We start from the raw sequence: 22,292 nt of genomic DNA, 5'->3' as shown, positions 1-22,292 counted from the left end.
CGTAACAGAGCATTGAAGGAACAGGCATACCGTGGAAATCGGAATCTCCATCGCCCTCATCCTGGCGAGCCTTCTCATGATCCTGCTCGTCCTGCTCCACAAGGGCAAGGGTGGTGGCCTGTCTGACATGTTCGGCGGCGGTTTCTCGTCGAACTTCGGTGGTTCCTCGGTGGTGGAGCGCAACCTCGACCGGCTGACCGTGATCACGGGCACGATCTGGTTCGTCTGCATCATCGCTCTCGGCCTGCTCATGAGGCCCTGAGCAACAAGTCAACGCGTGACAGTGATTCTCCCCCCGTGTCTGTACGCGGGGCGATCGAGCGAGGAGTTCATCCGTGGGTAGTGGCAACGCGATCCGTGGCAGCCGAGTCGGCGCCGGCCCGATGGGGGAGGCCGAGCGCGGCGAGGCGGCTCCGAGAGTGCGGGTCTCGTTCTGGTGCGCCAACATGCACGAGACGCGCCCCAGTTTCGCCAGTGACGCGGCGGTCCCCGAGACGTGGGACTGTCCCCGTTGCGGCCTCCCTGCCGGACAGGACGAGTCGGCGCCGCCTGCCCCGCCGAAGAACGAGCCGTACAAGACGCACCTGGCTTACGTGAAGGAGCGCAGGAGCGACAAGGACGGCAAGGCGATCCTCGAGGAGGCACTGGAGCGCCTGCGCAACAACAAGTCCCCCTGGTAGTACAGGCGATCACGAAGGGCCCCGGAAGTCACTTCCGGGGCCCTTCGTGGTGTCCGGCCCGCCCGGTGCGCGCGCCCGGTCCCCGCAGTGCGCGCGCCAGGTCCCCGCGGTGCGCCGGCGGGTGCTCAGCGCCGCTCGAAGACGGGCTCGCCGTCCACGAACGTCATCCGCACCCGCGTGGTCCAGATCTCGGCCGGCGGCAGCTCGAACGGGTCGCGGTCGAGCACCACCAGGTCGGCCGGGCGGCCCGGCTCGATGATGCCGGCGGGTGAGCGGTTGATCCAGGCCGACCCCGCCGTGTACGCGGTCATCGCGGTGGCCAGGTCGATGCGCTGGCCGGGCAGGAACGGCGTCTGCGCGGTCGGGTAGCCGGCGTGCACCGAGCCGCCCGGCTCGGTGCGGTTGACGGCCACGTGCATGCCCTGCAGCGGGTCGGCGTTCGAGACGGGCCAGTCGCTGCCCGCGCAGAACCGGGTGCCGTGCGCCAGCAGGTCGGCGAACGGGTACTGCCATGACGAGCGCGGCTCGCCGAGGTAGGGCAGCGTCAGCTCGTCCATCTGGGCGTGGTGCGTGGCCCACAGCGGCTGCAGGTTGGCCGTGACGCCGAGCGCGGCGAAGCGCGGCACGTCGGACGGCTCGATGATCTGCAGGTGGGCGATGTGGTGCCGGTTGGCCGGGTCCGTGCCCTCGAAGCTGTCGAGCGCCTCGCGCACCGCGCGCTCGCCGATGGCGTGGAAGTGCACCTGGAAGCCGTGCCGGTCCAGCTCGGCGACGTACTCCTTGAGCTTGGCCGGGTCCACGTACGACAGCCCGGTGCCGCCGCACAGGCAGTACGGCTCCAGCGTCGCGGCCGTGAAGTTCTCCGTGATGCCGTCCTGCATGATCTTGACCGAGCCGGCGCGGAACCGGGTGAGCCCCTCGGCGGAGGCCCGGCGGGCCAGCAGGTCCTCGACCTGCTCGGCGCCGCGCGTGCGGTCCCACCACAGCGCGCCCACCACGCGGGCCCGCAGCCGCCCGGAGCGGGCCGCCTCCACGTAGGTGGGGAGCTGGTCGTCGGAGCCCGCGTAGGAGCCCACGATGGCGTCCTGCCAGCCCGTGATGCCCAGCGAGAACAGGTGCCGCTCCGCGTCCGCCAGCGCGTCCTGGAGGTCCTGGGCGGTCGGGCGGGGGGTCAGCAGGCCGACGAGGTCCATGGCGCCCTCGTGCAGGACCCCGGTGGGCTCGCCCGCGGCGTCGCGCTCGATGCGGCCGTCGGCCGGGTCGGGGGTGTCGCGGGTGATGCCGGCCCTGGCGAGAGCGGCGGTGTTGACCCAGGCGGCGTGGTGGTCGCGCTGGATCAGATAGACGGGACGGTCGAGGAAGTCGATCTGTTCGCGATGCGGAAGGCCACCCGGGAATGCTGACATGTCCCAGCCGCCGCCGTCGATCCACTCTTTATCAAGATTGTTTGCGGCATAGTCGGCGATCTTTTCCAGGTAAGCGTCAAGTCCGAATATCTCTGACAAATCGCACTTGGCGCGTTCGAGCCCGGCCTGAACCGGATGCAGGTGCGCGTCGGTGAAACCGGGCGTCAGCAGAGCGCCGTCCAGATCCACCGTCTCGTGCGGCTGCCGCGCCAGCTCCCGCTCCGGGCCGACGGCGGCGATGACGCCGTCGCGCACCAGCACGGCCGTCGCCGCCACGCCCTGCGGGGTGAAGACGCGCCCGCCTCGGAAGAGGATGTCCATGGGGGGTGTCCCTTTCTAGTGTCCGGTGATCAGGTCGGCGAAGCGGGCCAGCACCGAGGTGCGCGGCATCGTCCGCTCCCGGTGGTCGGCCACCCGGTACAGGCGGTACATCGTGTGCACGCCCAGCCACCGCAGCGGCTCCGGCTCCCAGGAGCGCACCCGGCGGCCCACCCACGGCAGCGACGTCAGCTCCGTCTCCTCGCCCAGTATCAGGTCACGTAGCGTGCGGCCGGCCAGATTGGTGGTGGTCACGCCGTGTCCGGTGTAGCCGCCCGCCCAGCCGAGGCCCGTGGCCCGGTCCACGTGCACGGTGGAGCACCAGTCGCGCGGCACGCCGAGCACGCCGGACCAGGCGTGCGCGATCGAGGAGGAGCGCGCAGCGGGGAAGAACTCGGTCAGCAGCCGCCACAGGGCCTCGACCGTCCACTCGTGGGTGTGGCCGCGGGCGTCCACGCGCGAGCCGTACAGGTAGGGCCGGCCGCGCCCGCCGAAGGCGATGCGGTCGTCGGCGGTGCGCTGGGCGTACATGTAGTAGTGCGCCATGTCGCCGAGCAGCTCGGCGCCCTGCCAGCCGACCTCGTCCCAGAACGACGCGGGGAGGGGCTCGGTGACGATCATGGAGCTGTTCATCGGCAGCCACTGGCGGCGCAGGCTCGGCAGGCGGGCCGTGAAGCCCTCCGTCGCCCGGATCACGTGGCCGGCCGAGACCGTGCCGTACGGGGTGACGGCGCGGTGCGGGGAGATCTCGGTCACCGGGGTGCGCTCGTAGATGGGCACGCCCAGTTCGCGTACGGCCCTGGCCAGCCCCTGGGCCAGCTTCGCCGGCTGGATGCGCGCGCAGTGGGGGCTCCAGAAGCCCTCCAGGGCTCCGGCGACGCGTACGTGGTCCGCGGGGTCCACCAGGCGCAGATCGGCCTCCTCGATGCCCCAGGCGCGGGCGGAGGACACGCTCTGGCGCAGCCGGGCGGCCTGGGCCGGGGTGCGTGCCACGTTCAGCACGCCGCCCTTGACCAGGTCGCAGTCGATGGACTCCGTCCGGCAGACCTGGATCACCTCGTCGATCGAGGCGTACATCTCGCGCTGCAGCCGCCTGGCGCCCGCGCCGTAGCGCTCGTGCGAGCCCGCCAGGTCGCCGGTCAGCCAGCCGCCGTTGCGCCCCGACGCGCCGAACCCGGCGAACTCCTGCTCCAGCAGCACCACGTTCATGGACGGGCGGGCGCGCTTGAGGTAGTACGCGGTCCACAGGCCCGTGTAGCCGGCGCCGACGATGGCCACGTCGGCCTGGAGGTCGCCGTCGAGCCTGGGGCCGGGGGCGGGCAGTCCGGCGGACCGGTACCAGAAGGACACGTCGCCGTTCACGTACTCGGACGACAAAGGAACACGCACGCTCATGGCGACATATCCTCCTATATCCGGATAAGTCGGCGCATCTTGCGACGAAATACGCAATGAAACACGTCGTTAGCGGCCGCGTAACAGCCGTCGGGCATGCTCGGTGCATGGGATTCTTGCGCATCCGCACGACGGTGGACGAGCGACCCGGCCGGCTGGCCTCCCTGGCAGCGGCCCTGGCCCACAGGGGCGGGAACATCCTCGGCCTGAGCGTACAGTCCGACACCGACGGCACCGTCGACGAGTTCGTCGCCGACATCCCGGCCCACCCCGAGACCGTGCGCGAGGCCCTCGAAGCAGCCGGGGGCCGCAACGTCACGGTGGTGCCCGCCACCGCCCACGAGCTGACCGACGAGCCCACCAGGGCGCTGCTGCTGGCCTCCAGGCTGCGCACGATGCCCTGGCGGCTGCCCGAGCTGCTCGCCGAGCTGCTGCGCGCGGACGACGCGCGCTGGGTCTATGGTGAGGCCGTGAGTGATCTTCCCGACCCCACCCAGCTCGTCGTGCCGGTCGCGCCGCGCAGGGCGGTCCGGCTGCGCCGCGCAGAGCTGCCGTTCACGCTGACCGAGGCGGCCAGGGCCGCCTCCTTCGCCCGGCTCGCCCAGCCCGCGGCCGAGCAGAGCGGCACCGCGGACCGGGCGGTCAAGCTCGCCGACGGGGCCGAGGTCACCGTCCGCCCGCTCACCTCGATCTACCGCGAGGCCGTGCGCGACCTGCACGACAGGTGCTCGCCTGAGTCGCGCAGGTTCCGCTACTTCACCTCGATGCCGGCGCTGCCGCCGCGCACGTTCGACAAGCTCTGCGACAGGAACAGGGGATGCTCGCTGGTCGCCGGGCACGACGGGCAGGTCGTCGGCATGGCCAACCTGATGTTCACCAACGACCCCGGCACCGCCGAGATGGCCTTCCTGGTCGAGGACCGCTGGCAGGGGCGCGGTCTGGGCACGGCAATGGCCAGGATGCTGGTGCGGGCGGCCCGCGACCTCGGGTACGCCGAGGTCAGGGCCACCATGCTGAGTGACAACGCGCGCATGCGCCGGCTGCTGCTCGCGCTGGGCGCCACGCTCGGCTACAGCGAGGACCCGGGCGTGATCGAGGCCAGGCTGCCGGTCGGCACGATGGTGTCAGCCTAGGGCCTCGTCCTCGCCCTCGCCCTCACCCTGGCCCTGGCCCTGGCCCTGGCCGGTCTTGCGGGGCGGGTCCTGCCGCTCGATGCCCAGGTGCCGCTCGATGCGCTCAAGGCTCTCCTGGATCTGGGTGAGCCGCTCGCTCAGCATGGAGCCGCCGGCGAAGAACATCTCGCTCGGGCGTTCCTTGGAGCCGCGGCCCACGCGGTCGAGCACGCGCTGGCGCACGTCGGTCAGGTCAGCGCCCGCGTCCACGAGCGCCTGGGCGGCCAGGCCCTCGCCCTCCCTGAGCAGCCCGAGCAGGATGTGCTCGGTGCCGATGTAGTTGTGGCGCAGCTGCAGCGCCTCGCGCAGCGACAGCTCCAGGACCTTCTTGGCGCGCGGCGTGAACGGGATGTGCCCCGCCGACGCCTTGGCGGCGGACTGCCGGGTGCCGGCGGGCGCGGCCCCGTCGCGGCCCACCTCGCGCTCGACGAAGGCGCGTACGTGGTCGAGCTCCACGCCACAACTGTCGAGCACCAGTGCGGCGAGCCCCTCACCCTCGTGGATGAGGCCGAGTAACACGTGCTCCGTGCCGATGTAGTGGTGACTCATCATCCGCGCCTCCTCCTGGGCGAGGACGACGACCCTGCGCGCGCGGTCGGTGAAGCGTTCGAACACCGGAGGCCTCCGATCGGCTGGTGCTGCCTCCACTATGCGCTAGGAAACCGCGCATGTGGGGTATTTGTCCTGTGTGGATCTTGACGAGGTGGCGGACCGGCTCTACGCGCTGACGCCGTCCGAGTTCACCGCCGCACGCACGGCCGAGGCCCGTGCGGCCAAGGACGCGGGCGACGCCCGCCTCTCGCGGGAGATCGCGCGGCTGCGCAAGCCGACGGTGTCCGCCTGGGCGGTGAACCGGCTCGCCCGCGAGCACCCCGCCGAGCTGGCCGAGCTCCTCGACGTCGGGGAGCGGCTGCGCGCGGCCTGGCAGGAGCAGGACGCCGACGCGCTGGCGGAGCTGACCCAGCGCAGAGGCGAGGTGAGCGCGAAGGTGGGGCGGCTGGCCAGGCAGGAGACCGACCTGTCGGCGGCGGCCGGCACCGAGGTGGACCAGACGCTGGACGCGGCGCTGGTGGACGAGGGGGCGGCCGCCGAGGTGCGCCAGGGGCGGCTGGTCAAGCCGCTGCAGTACAGCGGCTTCGCGCCCGCGCCCATCACGCGCGCGCCTGCCACGCGCAGGAAGAAGAGCGCCGAGCAGGAGGCCGCGCAGGCGCGCGCCCGTGAGGAGGCCGAGGCAGCCAAGGCCCGCGAACGGCAGGAGGCGCAGGCGGCGCATCAGGAGTGGCTGCAGGAGCTGGGCGCCGCCAGGGGAGAGCACGACGAGCGGGCGGAGAAGGTGGCGCGGCTGGAGAAGAAGCTGGCCAAGGCCCGCAAGAAGCTGGACGAGGCGCGGCAGCGGCTGGAGGTGACGCAGCGCGAGGAGCGCCACGCCCGGCAGCGGCTGGAGCGCCTGGACGGGCTCAAGTCCTGAAGGGCCCGCCAGCAAGACGCGCTGGACGCGCTGGACGCGTTAGACGGGTGAGCGCGGGCAGCGGCGGTGTGGTGCCATCAGGTGGCGGCGCACCGAGCGCCGGCGGCGGCGCGGCGTCCAGGAGCGCTGCCGGGTCCGCCTGCTCCCGGCGATCCAGCGGGACAGCGCGAGCGGCCCGTACGCGGCCAGCACCGCCCCCACCTCCACCGCCCGGCCGGCGGCTGCCGGCACCGCCAGCGCGGCGGCCGTGGTGAGGGCGTACACCATGGAGAAACGCGCCGCGGAGCGCACGCGCACGGCGGCGCGCCGCAGCCGGGCGACCGTCCACCGGCGCGGCACCGCGCCGCTCACCAGGAAGGTCAGGGCGACGGCGCCGAGGTTCGTCGCGGCGGGCGACCAGATCTCGCGCAGGCTCAGGTAGACCAGCGCGTACAGGGCGCAGGAGACCCCGCTGACCACGGCGAAGGACACGAACGTGGCCTCGCGCGGCCGGGCGACCATCGCGTCGGGATGCCAGGGCGCCGGCTCGGGCCGCGCCACCTCCACCCCCGCGCGCCCCCTGGAGATCGCCCAGGCGACCCTGGCCAGCCCCTTCAGGTCGTCGATGGCCGTCCTGACGACGCGCACGCGCGAGTCGGTGTCCTCGATCCAGTCCACGGGCACCTCGTGCACGCGCAGCCCGTTGTGCTCGGCCAGCAGCAGCAGCTCGGTGTCGAAGAACCAGGCGTCGTCCTCGACCTTGCCCAGCAGCGGCCTGACCACGTCCGTCCTGGCCGCCTTGAAGCCGCACTGCGCGTCGCTGAACCTGACCCCGAAACCATGCCGGAGCAGGGCGTTGTAGCCGCGCGATACGACCTCGCGGCGCAGCGAGCGGCGCGTGCGCGCGCCGGGCGCCAGCCTGGTGCCGATGGCGATCTCGGAGTGGCCGCTGGCCACCGAGGCCACCAGCGGGAACAGGGCGTCGAGGTCGGTGGACAGGTCCACGTCCATGTAGGCCACGATGTCGGCGGGGCTGTCCTGCCAGGCCGCCCGCAGCGCCGCGCCCCGGCCGCGGATGTCGAGCCGGCGGGCGTGCACCTGCTCCAGCTCGGCGGCCAGCGCGGCGGCGGCCCGCCAGGTGCCGTCGGTGCTGCCGTTGTCGACGATCGTGATGCGCCACGGCAGCGGGAAGCCGCCGAGGTAGGCGGCCAGCGTCCGGACGCACCCCGGCAGCGCGCGCTCCTCGTTGAGCACGGGGATGACGATGTCCACGCTGACCGGCGCGGCTGCAGGCGCACCGTGCCGCGCCTGCAGCCGCCGGCGGGCCGGCGCGTTGCTCACATGCCGGACCACGGCCGGACGGGAACGAGGTAGAAGCTCTGGTTCACGTTGCCGTGGCAGCTGTAGGCGACGATGGGGGCCTGGTCGCCGAGGCTGCCGTCGCGCACGTCCAGGCACTTGCCGGCGGCGGTGCGGATGATGAACCGGCCGCGGCTGGTCGGCGTGAACCGGAAGCGCTGGTTGGGCTCGGCGTGGCAGCGGAACTGGACGAGCCGCGCGCCGTCGGCGGAGCTGCCGTGCTCGACGTCGAGGCACTTGCCGGCGAAGGTCTGGATGGCCACCGAGCCGTCGGGCAGCCGGCGCAGCCGGAAGCGCTGGTGGGTCTCGTCGTCGCAGCCGTACTGGATGATCGGGGTCCGGTCCTCGGCGCTGATGCCCGCGACGTCGAAGCACTTGTCGGCGTGGGTCTGGATCTCCACGACGTCGCCGCCGTACCAGGGGCGCGTGTCCGCCGCCGCGGGCGGTGCGGAGAGCGTGGTGAGGGCGATCGCCGTGACGGCGCAGCTCGCGGCGGCGCGAGCAGTGGTGCACAACCTCATGATGGGTCCTTTTTTGTCATGAATAGCCGGTTGACGCCCGGCGACGTGAACCTCGCGAATATCGCGAAGTCATGCTAACGGCGGTCGCGAGAATTCCTCGGCTTATCGGCAGGGTGTGTCGCGGTCGCGGTGACTTCTTCGAAATATCGGATATTTCCCATCGTGTGTGGTCGATATGACTCTTTGCCAGGCTTTTGGGAGTGGGATCAAGGCTCTGAGCTGCGGCAACAGTGATAATCGGTGTCGGGTTGGACGGTACGGGCAAATCTCCTGACCCCGTGAATTCTGGCGACCCGTGGCCTTGTCGGATCGCATCGTTGGAGAAACATGACTTGTACGGATGTGCGCGTTCTGCGAGGCGGCGGGTGGGCCAGCGGATGCGCTGATTTCGGATATTTCCGTACGCCATCGGCCGCCTGCGCGGCGCCGGGGCGGTGAGCACCGCATGCCGTCCCAGGAGCATCCGCCAGGGCTGAACCCGGTGGGGAAGAACGACTCGGTCGCCGTCGTCTTCCCTGCGCGCCCCCGTCCCGACGACCTCGAACACGAGGTGGAGGCGCTGCTCGCGACGCTCGCCGAAGCGGGCCTGGAGCACCGGATCGTCATCGTCGGCCGGCCGGGCGGCGCGCCCGGCGCCCTGGACGCGCTGGCCTCGCGCTATCCCGACCGCGTCCTCACCGTGCCGCACGACGGCGAGCCTGACTCGCCCGAGGCCGAGCGCGCCGGGGTCCTGGCCGCGCTGGAACGCACCGACATGCGGCGGCTCGTGCTCGTCGGGCCCGGCGACCGGATCGACGCCGCCGACCTGCCCGTGCTGCTGCGCGTGCAACGCGAGGAGCGGGCCGACGCGGTGGTCGGCACGCCGGGACGGACCCGCTCGCGCTCCCGCCGCGCCACCGTGCTGAGCTGGGCCGCCTGGGAACGCCTGCTGCCACGGGGCCGCGCGCGCGGCGGCGCCTGCTCCTACCGGCTGCTCGACAGGTGGCTGCTGGAGGAGCGCGAGCACGGCGGGGCCGCGCTGGCCACGCCCCTGGCGGCGGCCGGGCGGGGGGACGTCAGGATCGTCGAGCTGCCCCTGTCACCGCAGGGCCGCGCCCCGGTGCCGAGGGCGGTCTCGCGAGCCAGGGCGGGCCTGCGCTTCGACCGCGGGCGCCGCCGCCCCGCCTGGCGCATGCCGCGCGACCCGGTGCTCGCCGTGGTCACGCTGGTGAGCGTGGCGCTGTCGATCATCGCCTGCCTGTACCACCTGGACCTGGGCACCGTGCTGGCCTACAAGGACAGCGGCTCGCACCTGCTCATCGCCCGCCGGGTGATCGACAGCCCGACCCCCGGGCTGGCCCAGCTCGGCGGCGTCTGGCCGCCGCTGCCGCACCTGCTGGCCCTGCCCGCCGTCTGGCACGACGGGCTGTTCTACTCGGGGCTGGCGGGGTCGCTGATCTCGATGGTCTCGTACGTGGTGACCGTGCGGTACGCGTACCTGATCGCCGCCGGGATGGCGGGCACCGACGCGGTGCGCCGCAGGGCGGCCGGGCTGACGGCGGCCGGGCTGCTCGCCCTCAACCCCAACCTGCTCTACCTGCAGAGCACCCCGATGACGGAGCTGCTGCTGTTCGCCTGCATCGCCGCGGCGGTGCACCACCTGGCGCAGTGGTGCCGCACCGGCCGCTACACGCAGCTCTCGCTGGCCTCGGCGGCGACGCTGCTGGCCACGCTGACCCGCTACGAGGGCTGGGTGCTGGCGGTGGCGATGACGGTGGTGGTGGGGTTCGTCTCCTTCCGGCGCTGGCGCGGGCTCGCCCGGCTGGAGGCGCACCTGATCTTCTTCGGGGTGGTGGCGTTCGCCGGGATCGCCGGTTGGGTGGCCTGGGCCTGGCTGATCTTCGACGACTGGCTGTACTGGCACTCCGGCGAGTACGCCAAGCCGGCGCTGTGGGTCGCGTCCGGCGATCCGAACATCGGCGCGCCCGCCGTCGCCCTGAGCACCTACCTCTACGCCATGACGCACGCGCTCGGCCTGCTCACGCCGCTCGCGGGCGCGGCGGGCACGCTGGTGTACGCCTGGCGGCGACGGCTCGGGGTGGAGGCGGTCGCCCCGTACACGCTGCTGGTCTTCCTGCCGTTCTTCGTCCTGGCCCTGTACCTGGGGCAGCGCCCGCTGCACGTGCCCGAGGTGCACGGCGGCGGCCTGTACAACGTGCGCTTCGCCCTGGTGATGGCGCTGGCCGCCGCGCTCTTCGCCGCCTACCTGGTGTCGCTGATCCCGCCGCGGCGCCGCTGGGTGCCGGCCGTGGGCGCCTGCGCGATGATGGGCACGGTCCTGGCGGTGCCCGGCACCGCGACGCTGGCCGAGCCGATGCACTGGGACGCGGGCCACGAGGGGCGCGTGGCAGCGCGGGCGTGGGACTGGTGGCGGCGCCACTACGACGGCGGGCTCGTGCTCATGGAGAACCACGGCAACGAGATCGTCGCCTTCGAGTCGCGCATCCCGCTGGGGCGGATCGTCTACGAGGGCAGCTTCCGCCTCTGGCGCCCGGCGCTGGAGGACCCGGCCGGTCGCGGAATCCAGTGGATCTACGCGCGTACCGCACCGGGGAAAGAGGACAGGACCTGGCAGGCGCTGCGCGAGCGCGCCTCGCTGACAGATGACTACACGCTGGTCTACCGCGACGCCGCCCAGCACATCTACCGGAGGCGAGTGTGATGAGCACGCCACATCGCGAGCGCGCGGGACAGGCGGGCATCGGCGTCCTCGACGCGGACCTGAGCGCCCGGCACCTGCTCAGCCGGGGCCAGGCGGTCTGCGCCGTCGCGGTCCCGGCGGTGATCGCCGTCGCGCTGGCCGCGCACCTGGCGTTCGGGTGGGGGCCGTCGCCGCTGTGGTGGTGCCAGGCCGCCGTCGCCCTGGCCACCGCGGTCTACCTCGTCGTGCTCGGCTTCAAGACGGTCGTCGTGCTGGGGGCGTGGGAGGCGCCGGTCATCGACCTGGACGAGGCGGACCTGCACCGGCTGTCGGCCGAGACGCTGCCGGCCTACACCGTGCTGGTGCCGCTGTACCGTGAGGCGGCGGTGCTGCCGTCCCTGCTGGAGCGCCTGGCGAGCCTCGACTACCCGGCCGAGTCGCTGCAGATCCTGCTGCTGATCGAGGCGGACGACGACGAGACCCGCGCGGCGCTGCCCGAGCTGAGCGCGCCGTTCGAGGTGGTGCTGGTGCCGCCGTCCGCGCCGCGTACCAAGCCGAAGGCGTGCAACATCGGGCTGGCCCGGGCGCGCGGCGAGTTCGTGGTCGTCTACGACGCCGAGGACCGGCCCGCCCCCGACCAGCTCCGCAAGGCCGTGCTCGCCTTCCGCGCGCTGCCCGGCAGGGTCGTCTGCGTGCAGGCCGAGCTGCAGTACTGGAACCCCTGGACGAACTGGCTGACCCGGTGCTTCGCCGCCGAGTACGCCACCCACTTCAGCCTCATGCTGCGCGGGCTCGACCGCCACCGGCTGCCGATCCCGCTGGGCGGCACCTCCAACCACTTCCGCACCGACGCGCTGCTCGCCCTGGGCGGCTGGGATCCGTACAACGTGACCGAGGACGCCGACCTGGGCATCCGCATCGCCCGCCGGGGCTGGGACGTGCGCATGATGGTCTCGGTCACCGAGGAGGAGGCCAACAGCCGCCTGGGCAACTGGATCCGCCAGCGCAGCCGCTGGATCAAGGGGTACCTGCAGACCTGGCTCGTGCACACCAGGCACCCGGTGCTGCTGTGGCGGCAACTGGGCACGAAGCAGACGCTCGCCTTCCACCTGACGATGGGCCTGTCCACGCTCACCACGCTGGTCAACCCGTTCTTCTGGGGGCTGACGCTGCTCTACCTGTGCACCGGCACCCGGTACGTGCAGGCGCTCTTCCCCCCGCTCTCGCTCTACTGCGGCGCCGCGGCCATGGTGATCGGCAACTCGCTGATGATCTACTGCATGATGGCCGGGTGCCTGGAACGCGGGCTCTTCCCGGCCGTGCGGGCGATGCTCACCGTCCCGCTGTACTGGGCGCTGATGAGCGTGGCGGCGTACAAGGCGTTGTGGCAGCTCGCCCGGCCCGACCGGCGCCACTTCTGGGAGCTGACCGAGCACGGCCTGGTGGAGGGGGAGGAGGACCTCCGGCCGGCGCTGCGGTGATGTTACGGTGTACGAAACGGTTTCGTACGCCGGGAGTGGCGATGACGACCTGGACCCCCGCCTCCATGCCCGACCTGACCAGCACCAGCGCCGTCGTGACGGGCGCGAGCAGCGGCATCGGCCTGCCCACCGCGCTGGAGCTGGCTCGCCACGGCGCCCACGTCGTCGTGGCCGCCCGCGACCCCGGCAGGGGCGCTGAGGCGGTCCGGCGGATCCTGAGTGAAGTGCCCGGCGGGCAGGTCGAGCTCGGCCTGCTCGACCTGGCCGACCTCGCCTCGGTGCGGCGGTTCGCCGCCGGCGTGACCAGGCTGGACCTGCTGGTGAACAACGCCGGCGTCGGCCTGATCCCCAGGCGGGAGACCAAGGACGGCTTCGAGATGCAGTTCGGCACCAATCACCTGGGGCACTTCGCGCTCACCGGGCTGCTCCTGCCGCTCCTGCTCGCCCGGCCCGGCGCGCGGGTGGTGACCGTGACCAGCGACGCGCACGCCGCCGGCAGGCTCGACTTCGACGACCTCGGCCTGGAGCGCGGCTACGGGCGCATGTCCGCCTACGCGCGCTCCAAGCTCGCCAACCTGCTGTTCGCGCTGGAGCTGCAGCGGCGGGCCGACCGCGCGGGCGTGGATGTGAAGAGCGTCGCCACCCACCCCGGCACCACCGCCACGAACATCGTGAAGGTGGGGCCGCTCCAGCCGCTCGTCCGGTTGCTGCTGAAGCCCGCCGCCGCCGGCGCCGTGCCCTCCCTGTACGCGGCGACCTCGCCCGACGTGCGCGGAGGCGAGTACTTCGGGCCCAGGGCCAAGCGGCTGAGCCCCTCCCAGGCGGCCCGCTCCGAGGAGCTCGCTGCGCGGCTGTGGGAGGTGTCCGCAGAGCTGACCGGCGTACGATTCGAGGAGTTCGCTGAAGGACGTGCACGTGGCTCCACTCAGCCCTGACCGCGACAGGGCCATTCTCGACGCCACCGTGGAGCTGCTGTCCGAGGTCGGTTACGACCGCATGACCGTCGACCAGATCGCCAAGCGGGCCAGGGCCAGCAAGGCCACCATCTACCGGCGCTGGGCGGGCAAGCCCGAGCTGGTCGTGGACGTGATCTGCCGCCGCCTCGACACCGGCGTGCCGCGCGGCCAGGACACCGGGTCGCTGCGGGGCGACGTGGCCTCGATCTTCGGTGGCCTGTGCGAGGCGGTGGAGCGCAAGCACGCGCTGGTCATCGGGCTGTCCTCGACGCTGGTGTCGGACCAGGAGCTTGCCCGCACGCTGCGCGCGCACCTGCCGGTGCGTGACGCCAGCGACGTGGAGGCGCTGATCGAGCGGGCCGTGGCGCGGGGCGAGCTGGGCGCGCCGGTGGACGCCGGGCGGTTGTCCGGGGTGGCGGAGGCGCTGGTGTGGCACCGGATGATCTTCACGGGGCCGGTGTTCGACGAGGCGTTCGTGACGGAGTCGGTGGACGGCGTGCTCATGCCGCTGATCACCGCCTGGTCGGCCTGAGCCGGGTCACTCTCACGGGCGTGCGCCGGGTCGGCCTGAGCCGGGTCACTTCAGGGCCTGAGCCGGATCACTTGACGGCCTGCGCCAGGTAGGCGCAGACGGGGAACCCCTCCTCGGCGTACGGGGCCGCGAGCCGCAGATACTCGGCCCTGATCCGCTCCGCCACCTCCGGCGGCTGGCGGCCCACCATCCCGAACCTCGGCCCGCCCGCCCCCACCACATCCGTCCACCACGCCCCCAGATCCACCTGGTGGCGCCACCGGACGGCCTCCACGGCCCCCTCCCTGAACCCCGCCCCCTCCAGCAGCGCGAGGAACAGCGGCGGCGTGTCGTGCGCGCCGAAGGGCCTGACCGGCGGCTCGTAGGGCACCCCGGCGGCGGCGATGGCCTCGCTGAACACGCTCGTGGCCGTCATCTCGTCGGACTTCCACCAGCTCAGCGCGACACTCCCGCCCGGCCGCAACACGCGGTGCAGCTCGCGCAGCGCCGCGCCGGCGTCGGCCACGTGGTTGATCACGAAGTTTCCCGCCACGCAGTCGAACCGCTCGTCCTCGAACGGCAGCTCGGGCAGTGCCGCCCGGCGGATGGTCGCGTACGGATGCCGCCGGGCGAGCAGCTCCAGCATGACCGGATCCTGGTCGACGGCCGTGACCTCGGCTCCCAGCGCGAGCGCCGCCGCCGTCACCACGCCGGTGCCGCAGCCCACGTCGAGCAGGCGCCGGCCGCGGCTGCGGCGTGCCACGGCCAGCAGCGGGCCGACGGTGTGCGAGCTGAGGTGGGCGAAGCCGCGGTCGTACGCTTCGGCGTTGGTCACCGGCCCAGCCTAGCCCAGCCTCGGAACCTGACAATCTCGCGTGAGATTCCATCACAAACCCTATTTTTTCGCGAAATGTCACCCCTAAGGTCGTCGGCATGACCACCATCGACGCCTTCATCGACGCCCTCCCCAAGGTCGAGCTGCACGTCCACCTCATCGGCTCCGCCTCGGTCACGACCGTGCTGGAGCTGTCACGCCGCCACCCGGGCAGCCAGGTGCCCACCACGGAGGAGGAACTGCGCGCCTTCTACCGCTTCGTCGACTTCCCGCACTTCGCCCGCGTCTACCGGGCCGTCAACGCCCTCGTCCGCGAGCCGGCGGACGTCGCCACCCTCGTCCTCGGCCTGGCCCGCGACCTCGCCCCCCAGGGCGCCCGCTACGTGGAGCTGCAGGTCACCCCGTACGCCCACCACCTGGTCGGCATGCCCATGCGTGAGGTCACCGAGGCCCTCGACCACGCCGCCCGCCGCGCACTGACCGACCACGGCGTCGAGCTGGCCTACATCTTCGACATCCCGGGCGAGTACGGCGAGGAGGCGGCCAGGATCACCCTGGACCACGCCCTCCAGGAACCTCCCGCCGCCCTGGTAGGTTTCGGCATCGGCGGCATAGAACAGGAACGCGTCAAGTACCGCGACGCCTACCGCGCCGCCTTCTCCGCCGCCCGCGCCGCCGGCCTCCACAGCGTCCCGCACGGCGGCGAGATGACCGGCCCCGAGACGATCTGGGAGGTCATCGACGGCTACGGCGCCGAACGCATCGGCCACGGCATCAACTGCCTGCCCGACCCCCGCCTGGTGGCCCACCTCCGCGACACCCAGCTCCCCCTGGACGTCTGCCCCACCTCCAACGTGTGCACCGGCCAGGTGGGCAGGATCGAGGACCATCCGCTGCCCCGGATGCTGGAGGAGGGGCTGTACGTGACTCTGAACAGCGACGACCCGCCCATGTTCGCCACCACGCTGGCGGAGGAGTATCGGGTGGCGCATCGGGTGTTCGGGTTCGGGGAGGAGGAGCTGGCCGAGTTCGCGCGGAACGGGGTGCGGGCCTCGTACTTGGGGGAGGGGCGGAAGCGGGAGCTGCTGGCGGAGATCGACGCGCTCGTCGCGGCCGGGAAGCCGGGAATACAGGGAAATGGAATGCCGTCCGCGTAGGGAGGTGGCACTCCGTTCTCCCGGTTTTCACGGAGCGGCGTGACGCCGGATCGACGCCGTGGCAAAGTGAACCGGAACGAAAATCCGCCCGCGGCGGACGCGTTTTTCCGTACGGCTCGGCTGGGAGGTTCTTCGTGGCTACTCGTGCCGAGTTGACGGAGGCGTTGCGCCGCGCTCAGGAATTGTCGGATCAGCACTGGCACTGCCTGGACCGGCCGTTGCTGCAGCTCTCGAGCGGGCACACCTGGACGGGATCGGCCGCCGACACGTTCGCCGGTGATCTCGCACATCAGCGCGCGGAGCTGTGGCGGGGCCTGCGCGGAATCATCGACCATCTTCATGAGGCGATCGCGCGGACGACCGTGATAAGGCCGGGCGACTGATGTCCTTTTCGTCCCTTGACCCCAGCGAAATCCATCAACTCGGGCATGGTGTACAAAACGCAGGAAAAGGCCTGACGGATTGTGCGGCACGAATCGGGGCGATTCTCAACGAGGTCGAACTCGCCCATCCAGGCGTGGCCGCGATCGGCCGGGTCGGGCAATGGCTCACCGATCAGGCACCCGACCTCTACCGGCGGCGTGATCTGGCGTACGAGGCCGAGAAGATCGACGTGGACGTGTTCGGCAACCGGCTGCCCGGCGCAGTCGTGCGTCCCGGCCTGACGCGGATCGACGAGTCACGACTGATCCCGGCCGGCGTACGCGCGGAGGCGGGCCTGGCGGCCTCGCTGATGCAGGCCGCCGCCCGCGGGGACGCGGACGCGACGGAGCGTCTGCTCGCCTACCACGGGCGGATGTCCGACCCGCGGTTCGCCACGGCCTTGATCGAGCAGCTGGGAGCGTGGGGGCTGGTCATGTTGCCCGCCGCCATGGGCGCGCAGGTACGCATGGCACTCGACGCCGGCGACGGTTCGGCGCAGGCGCTCCGGCGGCGCAACCGCGAGGTGCTGTCCATGCTCGGCAAGGCCCTCGCCACAGCGACGGACCCGAGCAAGGACGCGCACGTCACCCGGCGCTTCCAGGAGGAGCTGAAGAGGCAGGGCCGGGCGGAGATCCCGGTCCCGGGCATGCGCGGGCAGCTGACGATCCACGGGTACGGGGCGCTCGGCCAGATCCTCGCGGCGGCGCCGGCGGAGGCCTTCAGCACATCGTTCATGACCACGATCGGCCACGACCTGATCCGGTGGGACCGCGACTTCCTCAAGCAGCACGGCGAGTGGCCGCTGGCGCGCGACCTGGACGCGTACGACCTGCCGGCTCCCCTGGACACCCGGCCGTTCTCCGGGTCCGGCGACATCGGGGTCGTCGATCCGGTCGCCGCGCTGCTGACCGTCGCAGGTTCGTCGAGGGAGCGCGCCCAGGCGCTCATCGGTTCCAGGGACCTGCTGACGTACCTGTTGAGGGACCGGCGCCCGCAGTGGGAGATGGGCGATCGCGGCGAATCGCTGGGGGAGGCCATGGAGGCGGCGATGAAGGGGTCGGACGCCGACTCCAAGCGGCTGGCCGTCATGGCGACGCAGATCTACTCGGACGTCGTCGGGTCGCACCTGTCGATCGACGACGCGGGGAACATCGGGATCAAGGACGCGTCCGAGCTGGATCGGCTCTCCGGCGCCCGCGACAACATGGCGCGCATCCTCGCCGAGCACACCGAGGACATGGTGTTCGCGCATTTCCAGCGGCATCCGCGGCTGCCCGACGATCAGCTCACGGGCGAGGTCGACGGACGGGCCACCGCACGGTTCAACCCGACCGACCTCGATCGGGTCCTGCTCGACGTGGCGATCGACGATCAGGCGTATCAGGCTCTGCTGCACGCGCAGCTCGCTCATCTGCGAGGTGGGATCGACCTTGGGCTGGCGACGCGTGACAAGGACTTCACGGACAATGCGATCGCGCTTGACTCCGCGGCGCTCGGGCATCTCTCGGAGGCTCGGCGGACGGCTCTGGTCGGGTGGGGCAGGGAGGCGGATGCGGCGGACGAGGCGTTGCGGAAGCTGGTCAAGGAGGGGGTCGGTCTCGTTCCCGTCCCCTTTGCGCAGCAGGTCGGCAAGTTGGGAATCAATGCGGCGGATGGAATCTACGAGAGCTTCATCAGAGACGGCTATGTCAAGGCCGGGGACTGGCTGGTCAAGCAGAGCGGGCACGCGGGAGGCAAGACCAAGGAGGCTTACAGCGACGCCGCTTCGGATGACATAGCCGCCCAAGAGCTGGTGAAACAGATGCTCGCCTCATCCGCCGTCGCTCACGGTGCCTACCGGCGAGACGATCTCAACGAACGTTTCGTGATCGGCGACCCGCCGAGGGTGAAGGATCCGATTCTGATGAGCAGAGACGAGTATGACGGCTTCTCACGCTGGCTGGCCGACAACAGCACGGTGCCGGCCGACTTCGGGGAGGCGCGACAGTCCGCCGACACCGGAGCGACTACCTTCCAGAAAAACGTCAGGGCCGGAACGAGCAGCGATGGATAAGCTCCGAGCGGCCTGGCTGAGCGCCGCAGGCGTCTTCGCGCTCATCACTGGATGCACGCAGGCCGAACCGCCACAAGCTTCGAAGGCGGCTCCGGCGCCGGTGCGCGGACCGGTCGCCGATCGTCCGCCTTACCTCTGCTACTTCGTCCCGCAGGCCGCTGTGACCGAGCTGACCGGCTACGCCGGGCCATACCAGGCAGGTGACGACAAGCGACACCCTGACAGTTATGCCTGCGTCATCTCGAACACCGCTCAGAGCCTCCTGATCACCAGCTATGACGTGTCGGCCACACGCGGGGCCATCGAGCGCTACATGGCGTTCGGAAAGAAGCACAATCCGGCCGCCCTTCCCGAGGAGCTCGGCACGGGGCTGATCAGCGACATCGACATCCGCACGTACCCGTACCGGACGGTGGAGGCGTGGTTCCGCTGCGGCTCGAACAACTCGCTCATCGGCATCACCGTCAAGCGGAACCCCACCCGCGACCAGAACCACGACCTGACCCAACTCATGCAGATCGCCCAACGCCGCTACGCCGAGCTCTTCACCTGCACCCTCGGCGCCCCTGCACCGCCCTAACCACTCACGGCGAAGCCATCCGCCCCAACCCCGGCGGAATCTTACTGGCCGCCGCCCGATCCAGCAGGAACAACGTCCGCCCCCGCCCCCGCGCCCCCGCGGCAGGCACCTGCACGTGCCCGGACGACGACAGCGCGAGCCGCACCGCGCCCGACTTCTCCTCGCCGGCCGCCACGACCCACACCTCGCGGGAGGCCTGGATGGTGGGCAGGGTCAGGGAGATGCGGGTGGGCGGCGGCTTGGGGGAGCCGTGGACCGCCACCACCGGGCGGGTGTCGTAGAGGGCGGGCATGCCGGGGAACAGGGAGGCGACGTGGGAGTCGGGGCCCATGCCGAGCAGCATCACGTCGAAGCTGGGCACCGGCCCGTGGTCCTCGGGGCGGGCGGCGGCGCGCAGCTCGGCGGCGTACGCGTCGGCCGACTCCTCGGCCGTCATGCCCGAGTCGGGGCCGCGCATGACGTGCACCCGGGCGGGGTCCACGTCCACGTGGTCGAGCAGGGCGTCGCGGGCGCCGGTCTCGTTGCGTTCCTTGTCACCCGAGGGCACGAAGCGTTCGTCGCCCCACCAGATGTCCAGGCGCCGCCAGTCGACGGCGTCCCTGGCCGGGGTGGCGGCGATGGCCGCCAGCGTGGCGATGCCGACGGTGCCGCCCGTCAGGACGAGCGACGCCGAGCCCTTGGCCGACTGCACGTCGACCAGCCGGGTGATGATCCGCGCGGCGACGGCCTTGGCCAGGACGTCGGCGTCGCGGTGAACGACGATGCCGGGAACGCTCATGGTCGTCTCCCCTTGTACTGCCGTCATCCCTTGTACGTCCTCGCGAACCGCTTGACCGCGGCCTCGTAGATCTCGTCGGTGTCGAGCCTGCGCAGCTCCTCCGCCATCAGCTCGGAGGTCTGCCGCCTGGCCAGGGCCACGTTCCTGTCGGGCTGGCCCGGGCGGGAGAGCGTGGCCAGGCGGGCGTCGGTCCTGACGACGGCGAGTTCGCCGTCGCCGAGCTGCAGGCGTACGGCGGTCAGGCCGGGGCCGGGGGAGTCGACGACCCTGATCGGGGCGCCGAGCCGCTCCGACAGCCAGGCGGCCAGCAGCGGCGCGCTCGGATGGCCGGCCGAGGCCTCCACGGTGCCCTTGCGCACCTTGCCCACCGGCTGGTCGAACGCGGCGGCCAGCAGGCTGCGCCACGGGGTCAGCCGGGCCCAGGCCAGGTCGGTGTCGCCGCGCGCGTACCCCTTGGCCCGGGTGACCAGCGACTTGACGCCGCCGTCGTCGAAGCCCTTGGCGTCGGTGATGCGCCGCTGGGCCAGGGCGCCGATCGCGTCCTTGGCGGGCGCGTCGGGGGCCGCGCCCGGCCACCACGCCACCACCGGCGTGTCGGGCAGCAGCAGCGGGCTGACCACGGAGTCGGCGTGCTCGGTCAGCTCGCCGTACAGGCGCAGGACGACGACCTCGCCGGGCGTGTTCTCGCCGATGCGCAGCTCGGCGTCGAGCCTGATGGCCTCCTCCGGCTCACGCTTGATCACGATGATGATGCGCGAAGGGTGCTCGCGGGCCGCCTCGGTGGCGGCGCGCAGCGCGTCGTACTGGTGGCGCTCCTCGCTGACCACGACGAGCGTGAGCACCATGCCGATGGCGGGCGCGCCCATCTGGTGACGCAGGTGGGTGAGCTGGGCGGCGATCTTGCCGGCTGTGGTGTCCGTGAGCATGAACGTGGTCATCTAGAGCCTCCTCCACACGCGGCCGTCGCGGGCCATCATCGCGTCGGCCGACTCGGGCCCCCACGAACCGGACTCGTACGGCTCCGGCTGCCCCTGCGTGGCCCAGAACTCCTCGATCGGGTCGAGGATGTTCCACGACAGCTCCACCTCCCGCTGGTGCGGGAAGAGCGGCGGATCGCCGATCATCACGTCGAGCAGCAGCCGCTCGTACGCCTCCGGCGACGACTCCAGGAACGACTCGCCGTAGGCGAAGTCCATGGAGACGTCACGCACCTCCATCGCCGTCCCCGGCACCTTCGAGCCGAACCGCACGGTGATGCCCTCGTCCGGCTGGACCCGGACGACCAGCGCGTTCTGGCCGAGGATCTCGGTGTCGTCCTTGCTGAACGGCAGGTGCGGCGCCCGCTGGAACACCACGGCCACCTCGGTGACGCGGCGGCCCAGGCGCTTGCCGGTGCGCAGGTAGAACGGCACGCCGGCCCAGCGCCGGTTGGCGATCTCCAGCTTGATGGCGGCGTAGGTCTCGGTGGTGGACTCCTGCGAGATGCCCTCCTCCTGGAGGTAGCCGACGACCTTCTCGCCGCCCTGCCAGCCCGCGGAGTACTGGCCGCGCGCGGTGTTCAGGCCCAGGTTCGCGGGCAGCCGCACGGCCTTGAGCACCTTCTCCTTCTCCCGCCGCAGCGAGTTGGCCTCGAAGGAGGTCGGGTCCTCCATCGCGACGAGCGCGAGGAGCTGGAGCAGGTGGTTCTGGATCACGTCGCGGGCGGCGCCGATGCCGTCGTAGTAGCCGGCCCGGCCGCCGATGCCGATGTCCTCGGCCATCGTGATCTGTACGTGGTCGACGAAGCTGCGGTTCCAGATCGGCTCGTAGAGGTTGTTGGCGAACCTCAGCGCCATGATGTTCTGGACGGTCTCCTTGCCCAGGTAGTGGTCGATCCGGAAGATCGAGCTCTCCGGGAAGGCCGAGGTGGTGATCTCGTTCAGCTCGTGGGCCGACTGCAGGTCGTGCCCGAACGGCTTCTCGATCACCACCCGCCGCCACGAGCCGTCGGGCGCGTCGGACAGCCCGGTGCGCTTGAGCTGCTCCACCACCACGGGGAAGAACTTCGGCGGCACCGACAGGTAGAAAGCGTAGTTTCCGCCCGTGCCGCGGGTCTCGTCGATCTCTGCCAACGCCATGGCCAGCGCGTCGAACGCCCCGTCGTCCGAGAACTCGCCGGGAACGAAATGGATGCCCTCGCGGATCTGCTTCCAGACCTCCTCACGGAAGGGTGTCCGGGCATGCGCCTTGACGGCGTCGTGCGTCAACTGGGCGAAATCCTGGTCTTTCCAATCGCGCCGGGCGAAGCCGACCAGCGAGAAGCCGGGCGGCAGCAGCCCCCGGTTGCCCAGGTCGTAAATCGCCGGTAGCAGCTTGCGCTTGGCCAGGTCACCCGTCACGCCGAACAACACCATCACGCACGGTCCCGCCACCCGGGGCAACCGCTTGTCACGCGGGTCGCGCAGCGGGTTGGCGGCTGCCACAGCCTCGGTGGTGGCGGTGCCCGCGACGGCCGCCGCCACGGTGACGGCCTCCTCCGCGGGTGCTGCCGGGTCTGTCAT

20 protein-coding genes and 1 pseudogene are annotated in these 22,292 nt (G+C 71.6%); 12 read left to right on the top strand and 9 right to left on the bottom strand.

The features are described 5' to 3' along the window. Positions 1-31 precede the first annotated feature (31 nt). A complete protein-coding gene (gene secG / locus LCN96_RS36200) occupies positions 32-262 on the top strand; it encodes a preprotein translocase subunit SecG (RefSeq protein WP_080037067.1) in 231 nt (76 codons plus the stop codon). Between the two features lie 73 nt (positions 263-335). After that, the gene (locus tag LCN96_RS36195; RefSeq protein WP_185103360.1) at positions 336-680 is read left to right on the top strand and encodes an RNA polymerase-binding protein RbpA; all 345 of its coding nucleotides are present in this window, start codon (positions 336-338) and stop codon (positions 678-680) included. A 125-nt stretch (positions 681-805) separates the two neighbouring features. On the opposite strand, the gene LCN96_RS36190 is transcribed toward LCN96_RS36195, so the two are convergent. After that, the gene (locus LCN96_RS36190; protein ID WP_225266921.1) at positions 806-2,407 is read right to left on the bottom strand and encodes an amidohydrolase; all 1,602 of its coding nucleotides are present in this window, start codon (positions 2,405-2,407) and stop codon (positions 806-808) included. 15 nt (positions 2,408-2,422) lie between these two features. Further along, the gene (locus LCN96_RS36185) at positions 2,423-3,799 is read right to left on the bottom strand and encodes an NAD(P)/FAD-dependent oxidoreductase (RefSeq protein WP_225266920.1); all 1,377 of its coding nucleotides are present in this window, start codon (positions 3,797-3,799) and stop codon (positions 2,423-2,425) included. 107 nt (positions 3,800-3,906) lie between these two features. On the opposite strand from LCN96_RS36185, the gene LCN96_RS36180 reads away from it, so the two are divergent. Next, entirely contained in the window at positions 3,907-4,932 is a 1,026-nt protein-coding gene (locus tag LCN96_RS36180) for a GNAT family N-acetyltransferase (protein WP_225266919.1), read from the top strand. A gap of 204 nt (positions 4,933-5,136) precedes the next feature. On the opposite strand, the pseudogene LCN96_RS36175 reads toward LCN96_RS36180, so the two are convergent. Continuing rightward, positions 5,137-5,586, bottom strand: a pseudogene (locus LCN96_RS36175) (Clp protease N-terminal domain-containing protein); the annotation flags it as partial. A gap of 73 nt (positions 5,587-5,659) precedes the next feature. Between LCN96_RS36175 and LCN96_RS36170 the strand changes: the two are divergent. Further along, positions 5,660-6,439: a hypothetical protein gene (locus LCN96_RS36170; RefSeq protein WP_225266918.1), complete on the top strand. Its 780-nt coding sequence runs from the start codon at positions 5,660-5,662 to the stop codon at positions 6,437-6,439. Between the two features lie 39 nt (positions 6,440-6,478). Here the strand turns inward: LCN96_RS36170 and LCN96_RS36165 are convergent, their stop codons facing one another. Further along, positions 6,479-7,759 (bottom strand): glycosyltransferase, encoded by a 1,281-nt coding sequence (locus LCN96_RS36165; RefSeq protein WP_225266917.1) that lies wholly within the window; start codon positions 7,757-7,759, stop codon positions 6,479-6,481. Further along, positions 7,756-8,298, bottom strand: coding sequence for an RICIN domain-containing protein (locus tag LCN96_RS36160; protein ID WP_225266916.1), 543 nt, complete (start codon positions 8,296-8,298; stop codon positions 7,756-7,758). The genes LCN96_RS36165 and LCN96_RS36160 overlap by 4 nt, the downstream gene beginning before the upstream one ends. Before the next feature lie 445 nt (positions 8,299-8,743). On the opposite strand from LCN96_RS36160, the gene LCN96_RS36155 reads away from it, so the two are divergent. The 4 genes from LCN96_RS36155 to LCN96_RS36140 are packed head-to-tail and all read left to right on the top strand — an operon-like array spanning position 8,744 to position 13,947. Beyond that, positions 8,744-10,999: a glycosyltransferase family 39 protein gene (locus LCN96_RS36155; protein ID WP_225266915.1), complete on the top strand. Its 2,256-nt coding sequence runs from the start codon at positions 8,744-8,746 to the stop codon at positions 10,997-10,999. Next, positions 10,999-12,459: a glycosyltransferase gene (locus LCN96_RS36150; RefSeq protein WP_225266914.1), complete on the top strand. Its 1,461-nt coding sequence runs from the start codon at positions 10,999-11,001 to the stop codon at positions 12,457-12,459. The genes LCN96_RS36155 and LCN96_RS36150 overlap by 1 nt, the downstream gene beginning before the upstream one ends. A gap of 41 nt (positions 12,460-12,500) precedes the next feature. Continuing rightward, positions 12,501-13,394, top strand: a complete 894-nt coding sequence (locus tag LCN96_RS36145; RefSeq protein WP_225266913.1) for an oxidoreductase — start codon at positions 12,501-12,503, stop codon at positions 13,392-13,394. Further along, positions 13,375-13,947, top strand: a complete 573-nt coding sequence (locus LCN96_RS36140; protein ID WP_225266912.1) for a TetR/AcrR family transcriptional regulator — start codon at positions 13,375-13,377, stop codon at positions 13,945-13,947. Before LCN96_RS36145 ends, LCN96_RS36140 begins: the two co-directional genes overlap by 20 nt. 67 nt (positions 13,948-14,014) lie before the next feature. On the opposite strand, the gene LCN96_RS56860 is transcribed toward LCN96_RS36140, so the two are convergent. Then, positions 14,015-14,761, bottom strand: a complete 747-nt coding sequence (locus LCN96_RS56860) for a class I SAM-dependent methyltransferase (RefSeq protein WP_263657366.1) — start codon at positions 14,759-14,761, stop codon at positions 14,015-14,017. Positions 14,762-14,859: 98 nt separating this feature from the next. Between LCN96_RS56860 and add the strand changes: the two genes are divergently transcribed. The 4 genes from add (at position 14,860) to LCN96_RS36110 (ending at position 18,974) form a co-directional block, all read left to right on the top strand. Then, the gene (add, locus tag LCN96_RS36125; protein ID WP_225266911.1) at positions 14,860-15,918 is read left to right on the top strand and encodes an adenosine deaminase; all 1,059 of its coding nucleotides are present in this window, start codon (positions 14,860-14,862) and stop codon (positions 15,916-15,918) included. Positions 15,919-16,052: 134 nt separating this feature from the next. Then, positions 16,053-16,301: a hypothetical protein gene (locus LCN96_RS36120; RefSeq protein ID WP_225266910.1), complete on the top strand. Its 249-nt coding sequence runs from the start codon at positions 16,053-16,055 to the stop codon at positions 16,299-16,301. A 134-nt stretch (positions 16,302-16,435) separates the two neighbouring features. Further along, positions 16,436-18,394, top strand: a complete 1,959-nt coding sequence (locus LCN96_RS36115; protein ID WP_225266909.1) for a hypothetical protein — start codon at positions 16,436-16,438, stop codon at positions 18,392-18,394. Between the two features lie 160 nt (positions 18,395-18,554). Next, positions 18,555-18,974 carry a hypothetical protein gene (locus LCN96_RS36110; RefSeq protein ID WP_225266908.1) on the top strand — a complete coding sequence of 140 codons (420 nt, stop codon included), beginning with the start codon at positions 18,555-18,557 and terminating at the stop codon, positions 18,972-18,974. A gap of 4 nt (positions 18,975-18,978) precedes the next feature. Here the strand turns inward: LCN96_RS36110 and pgl are convergent, their stop codons facing one another. Genes pgl through zwf form a run of 3 tightly spaced genes read right to left on the bottom strand, consistent with a single transcriptional unit; the run spans position 18,979 to position 22,292 of the window. Then, a complete protein-coding gene (gene pgl / locus LCN96_RS36105; RefSeq protein ID WP_225266907.1) occupies positions 18,979-19,752 on the bottom strand; it encodes a 6-phosphogluconolactonase in 774 nt (257 codons plus the stop codon). A 23-nt stretch (positions 19,753-19,775) separates the two neighbouring features. Further along, a complete protein-coding gene (gene opcA, locus LCN96_RS36100) occupies positions 19,776-20,690 on the bottom strand; it encodes a glucose-6-phosphate dehydrogenase assembly protein OpcA (RefSeq protein ID WP_225266906.1) in 915 nt (304 codons plus the stop codon). Further along, positions 20,691-22,292: a glucose-6-phosphate dehydrogenase gene (gene zwf, locus LCN96_RS36095; RefSeq protein ID WP_225266905.1), complete on the bottom strand. Its 1,602-nt coding sequence runs from the start codon at positions 22,290-22,292 to the stop codon at positions 20,691-20,693. It abuts the gene before it with no gap.

Source organism: Nonomuraea gerenzanensis (assembly GCF_020215645.1).
In the GTDB taxonomy this organism is placed as follows: Bacteria; Actinomycetota; Actinomycetes; order Streptosporangiales; family Streptosporangiaceae; genus Nonomuraea; species Nonomuraea gerenzanensis.
The sequence above is the reverse complement of the archived record's forward strand: the minus strand, read 5'-3'. Positions and strand labels throughout refer to the sequence as shown.

Bases quoted from the DNA above. Each gene is read 5' to 3' on its own strand.
- LCN96_RS36185 (WP_225266920.1), bottom strand. From the start codon at position 3,799: ATGAGCGTGCGTGTTCCTTTGTCGTCCGAGTACGTGAACGGCGACGTG.
- LCN96_RS36145 (WP_225266913.1), top strand. From the start codon at position 12,501: ATGACGACCTGGACCCCCGCCTCCATGCCCGACCTGACCAGCACCAGC.
- LCN96_RS36160 (WP_225266916.1), bottom strand. From the start codon at position 8,298: ATGAGGTTGTGCACCACTGCTCGCGCCGCCGCGAGCTGCGCCGTCACG.
- opcA (WP_225266906.1), bottom strand. From the start codon at position 20,690: ATGACCACGTTCATGCTCACGGACACCACAGCCGGCAAGATCGCCGCC.
- pgl (WP_225266907.1), bottom strand. From the start codon at position 19,752: ATGAGCGTTCCCGGCATCGTCGTTCACCGCGACGCCGACGTCCTGGCC.
- LCN96_RS36190 (WP_225266921.1), bottom strand. From the start codon at position 2,407: ATGGACATCCTCTTCCGAGGCGGGCGCGTCTTCACCCCGCAGGGCGTG.
- zwf (WP_225266905.1), bottom strand. From the start codon at position 22,292: ATGACAGACCCGGCAGCACCCGCGGAGGAGGCCGTCACCGTGGCGGCG.
- LCN96_RS36180 (WP_225266919.1), top strand. From the start codon at position 3,907: ATGGGATTCTTGCGCATCCGCACGACGGTGGACGAGCGACCCGGCCGG.
- LCN96_RS36150 (WP_225266914.1), top strand. From the start codon at position 10,999: ATGAGCACGCCACATCGCGAGCGCGCGGGACAGGCGGGCATCGGCGTC.
- LCN96_RS36155 (WP_225266915.1), top strand. From the start codon at position 8,744: ATGCCGTCCCAGGAGCATCCGCCAGGGCTGAACCCGGTGGGGAAGAAC.
- add (WP_225266911.1), top strand. From the start codon at position 14,860: ATGACCACCATCGACGCCTTCATCGACGCCCTCCCCAAGGTCGAGCTG.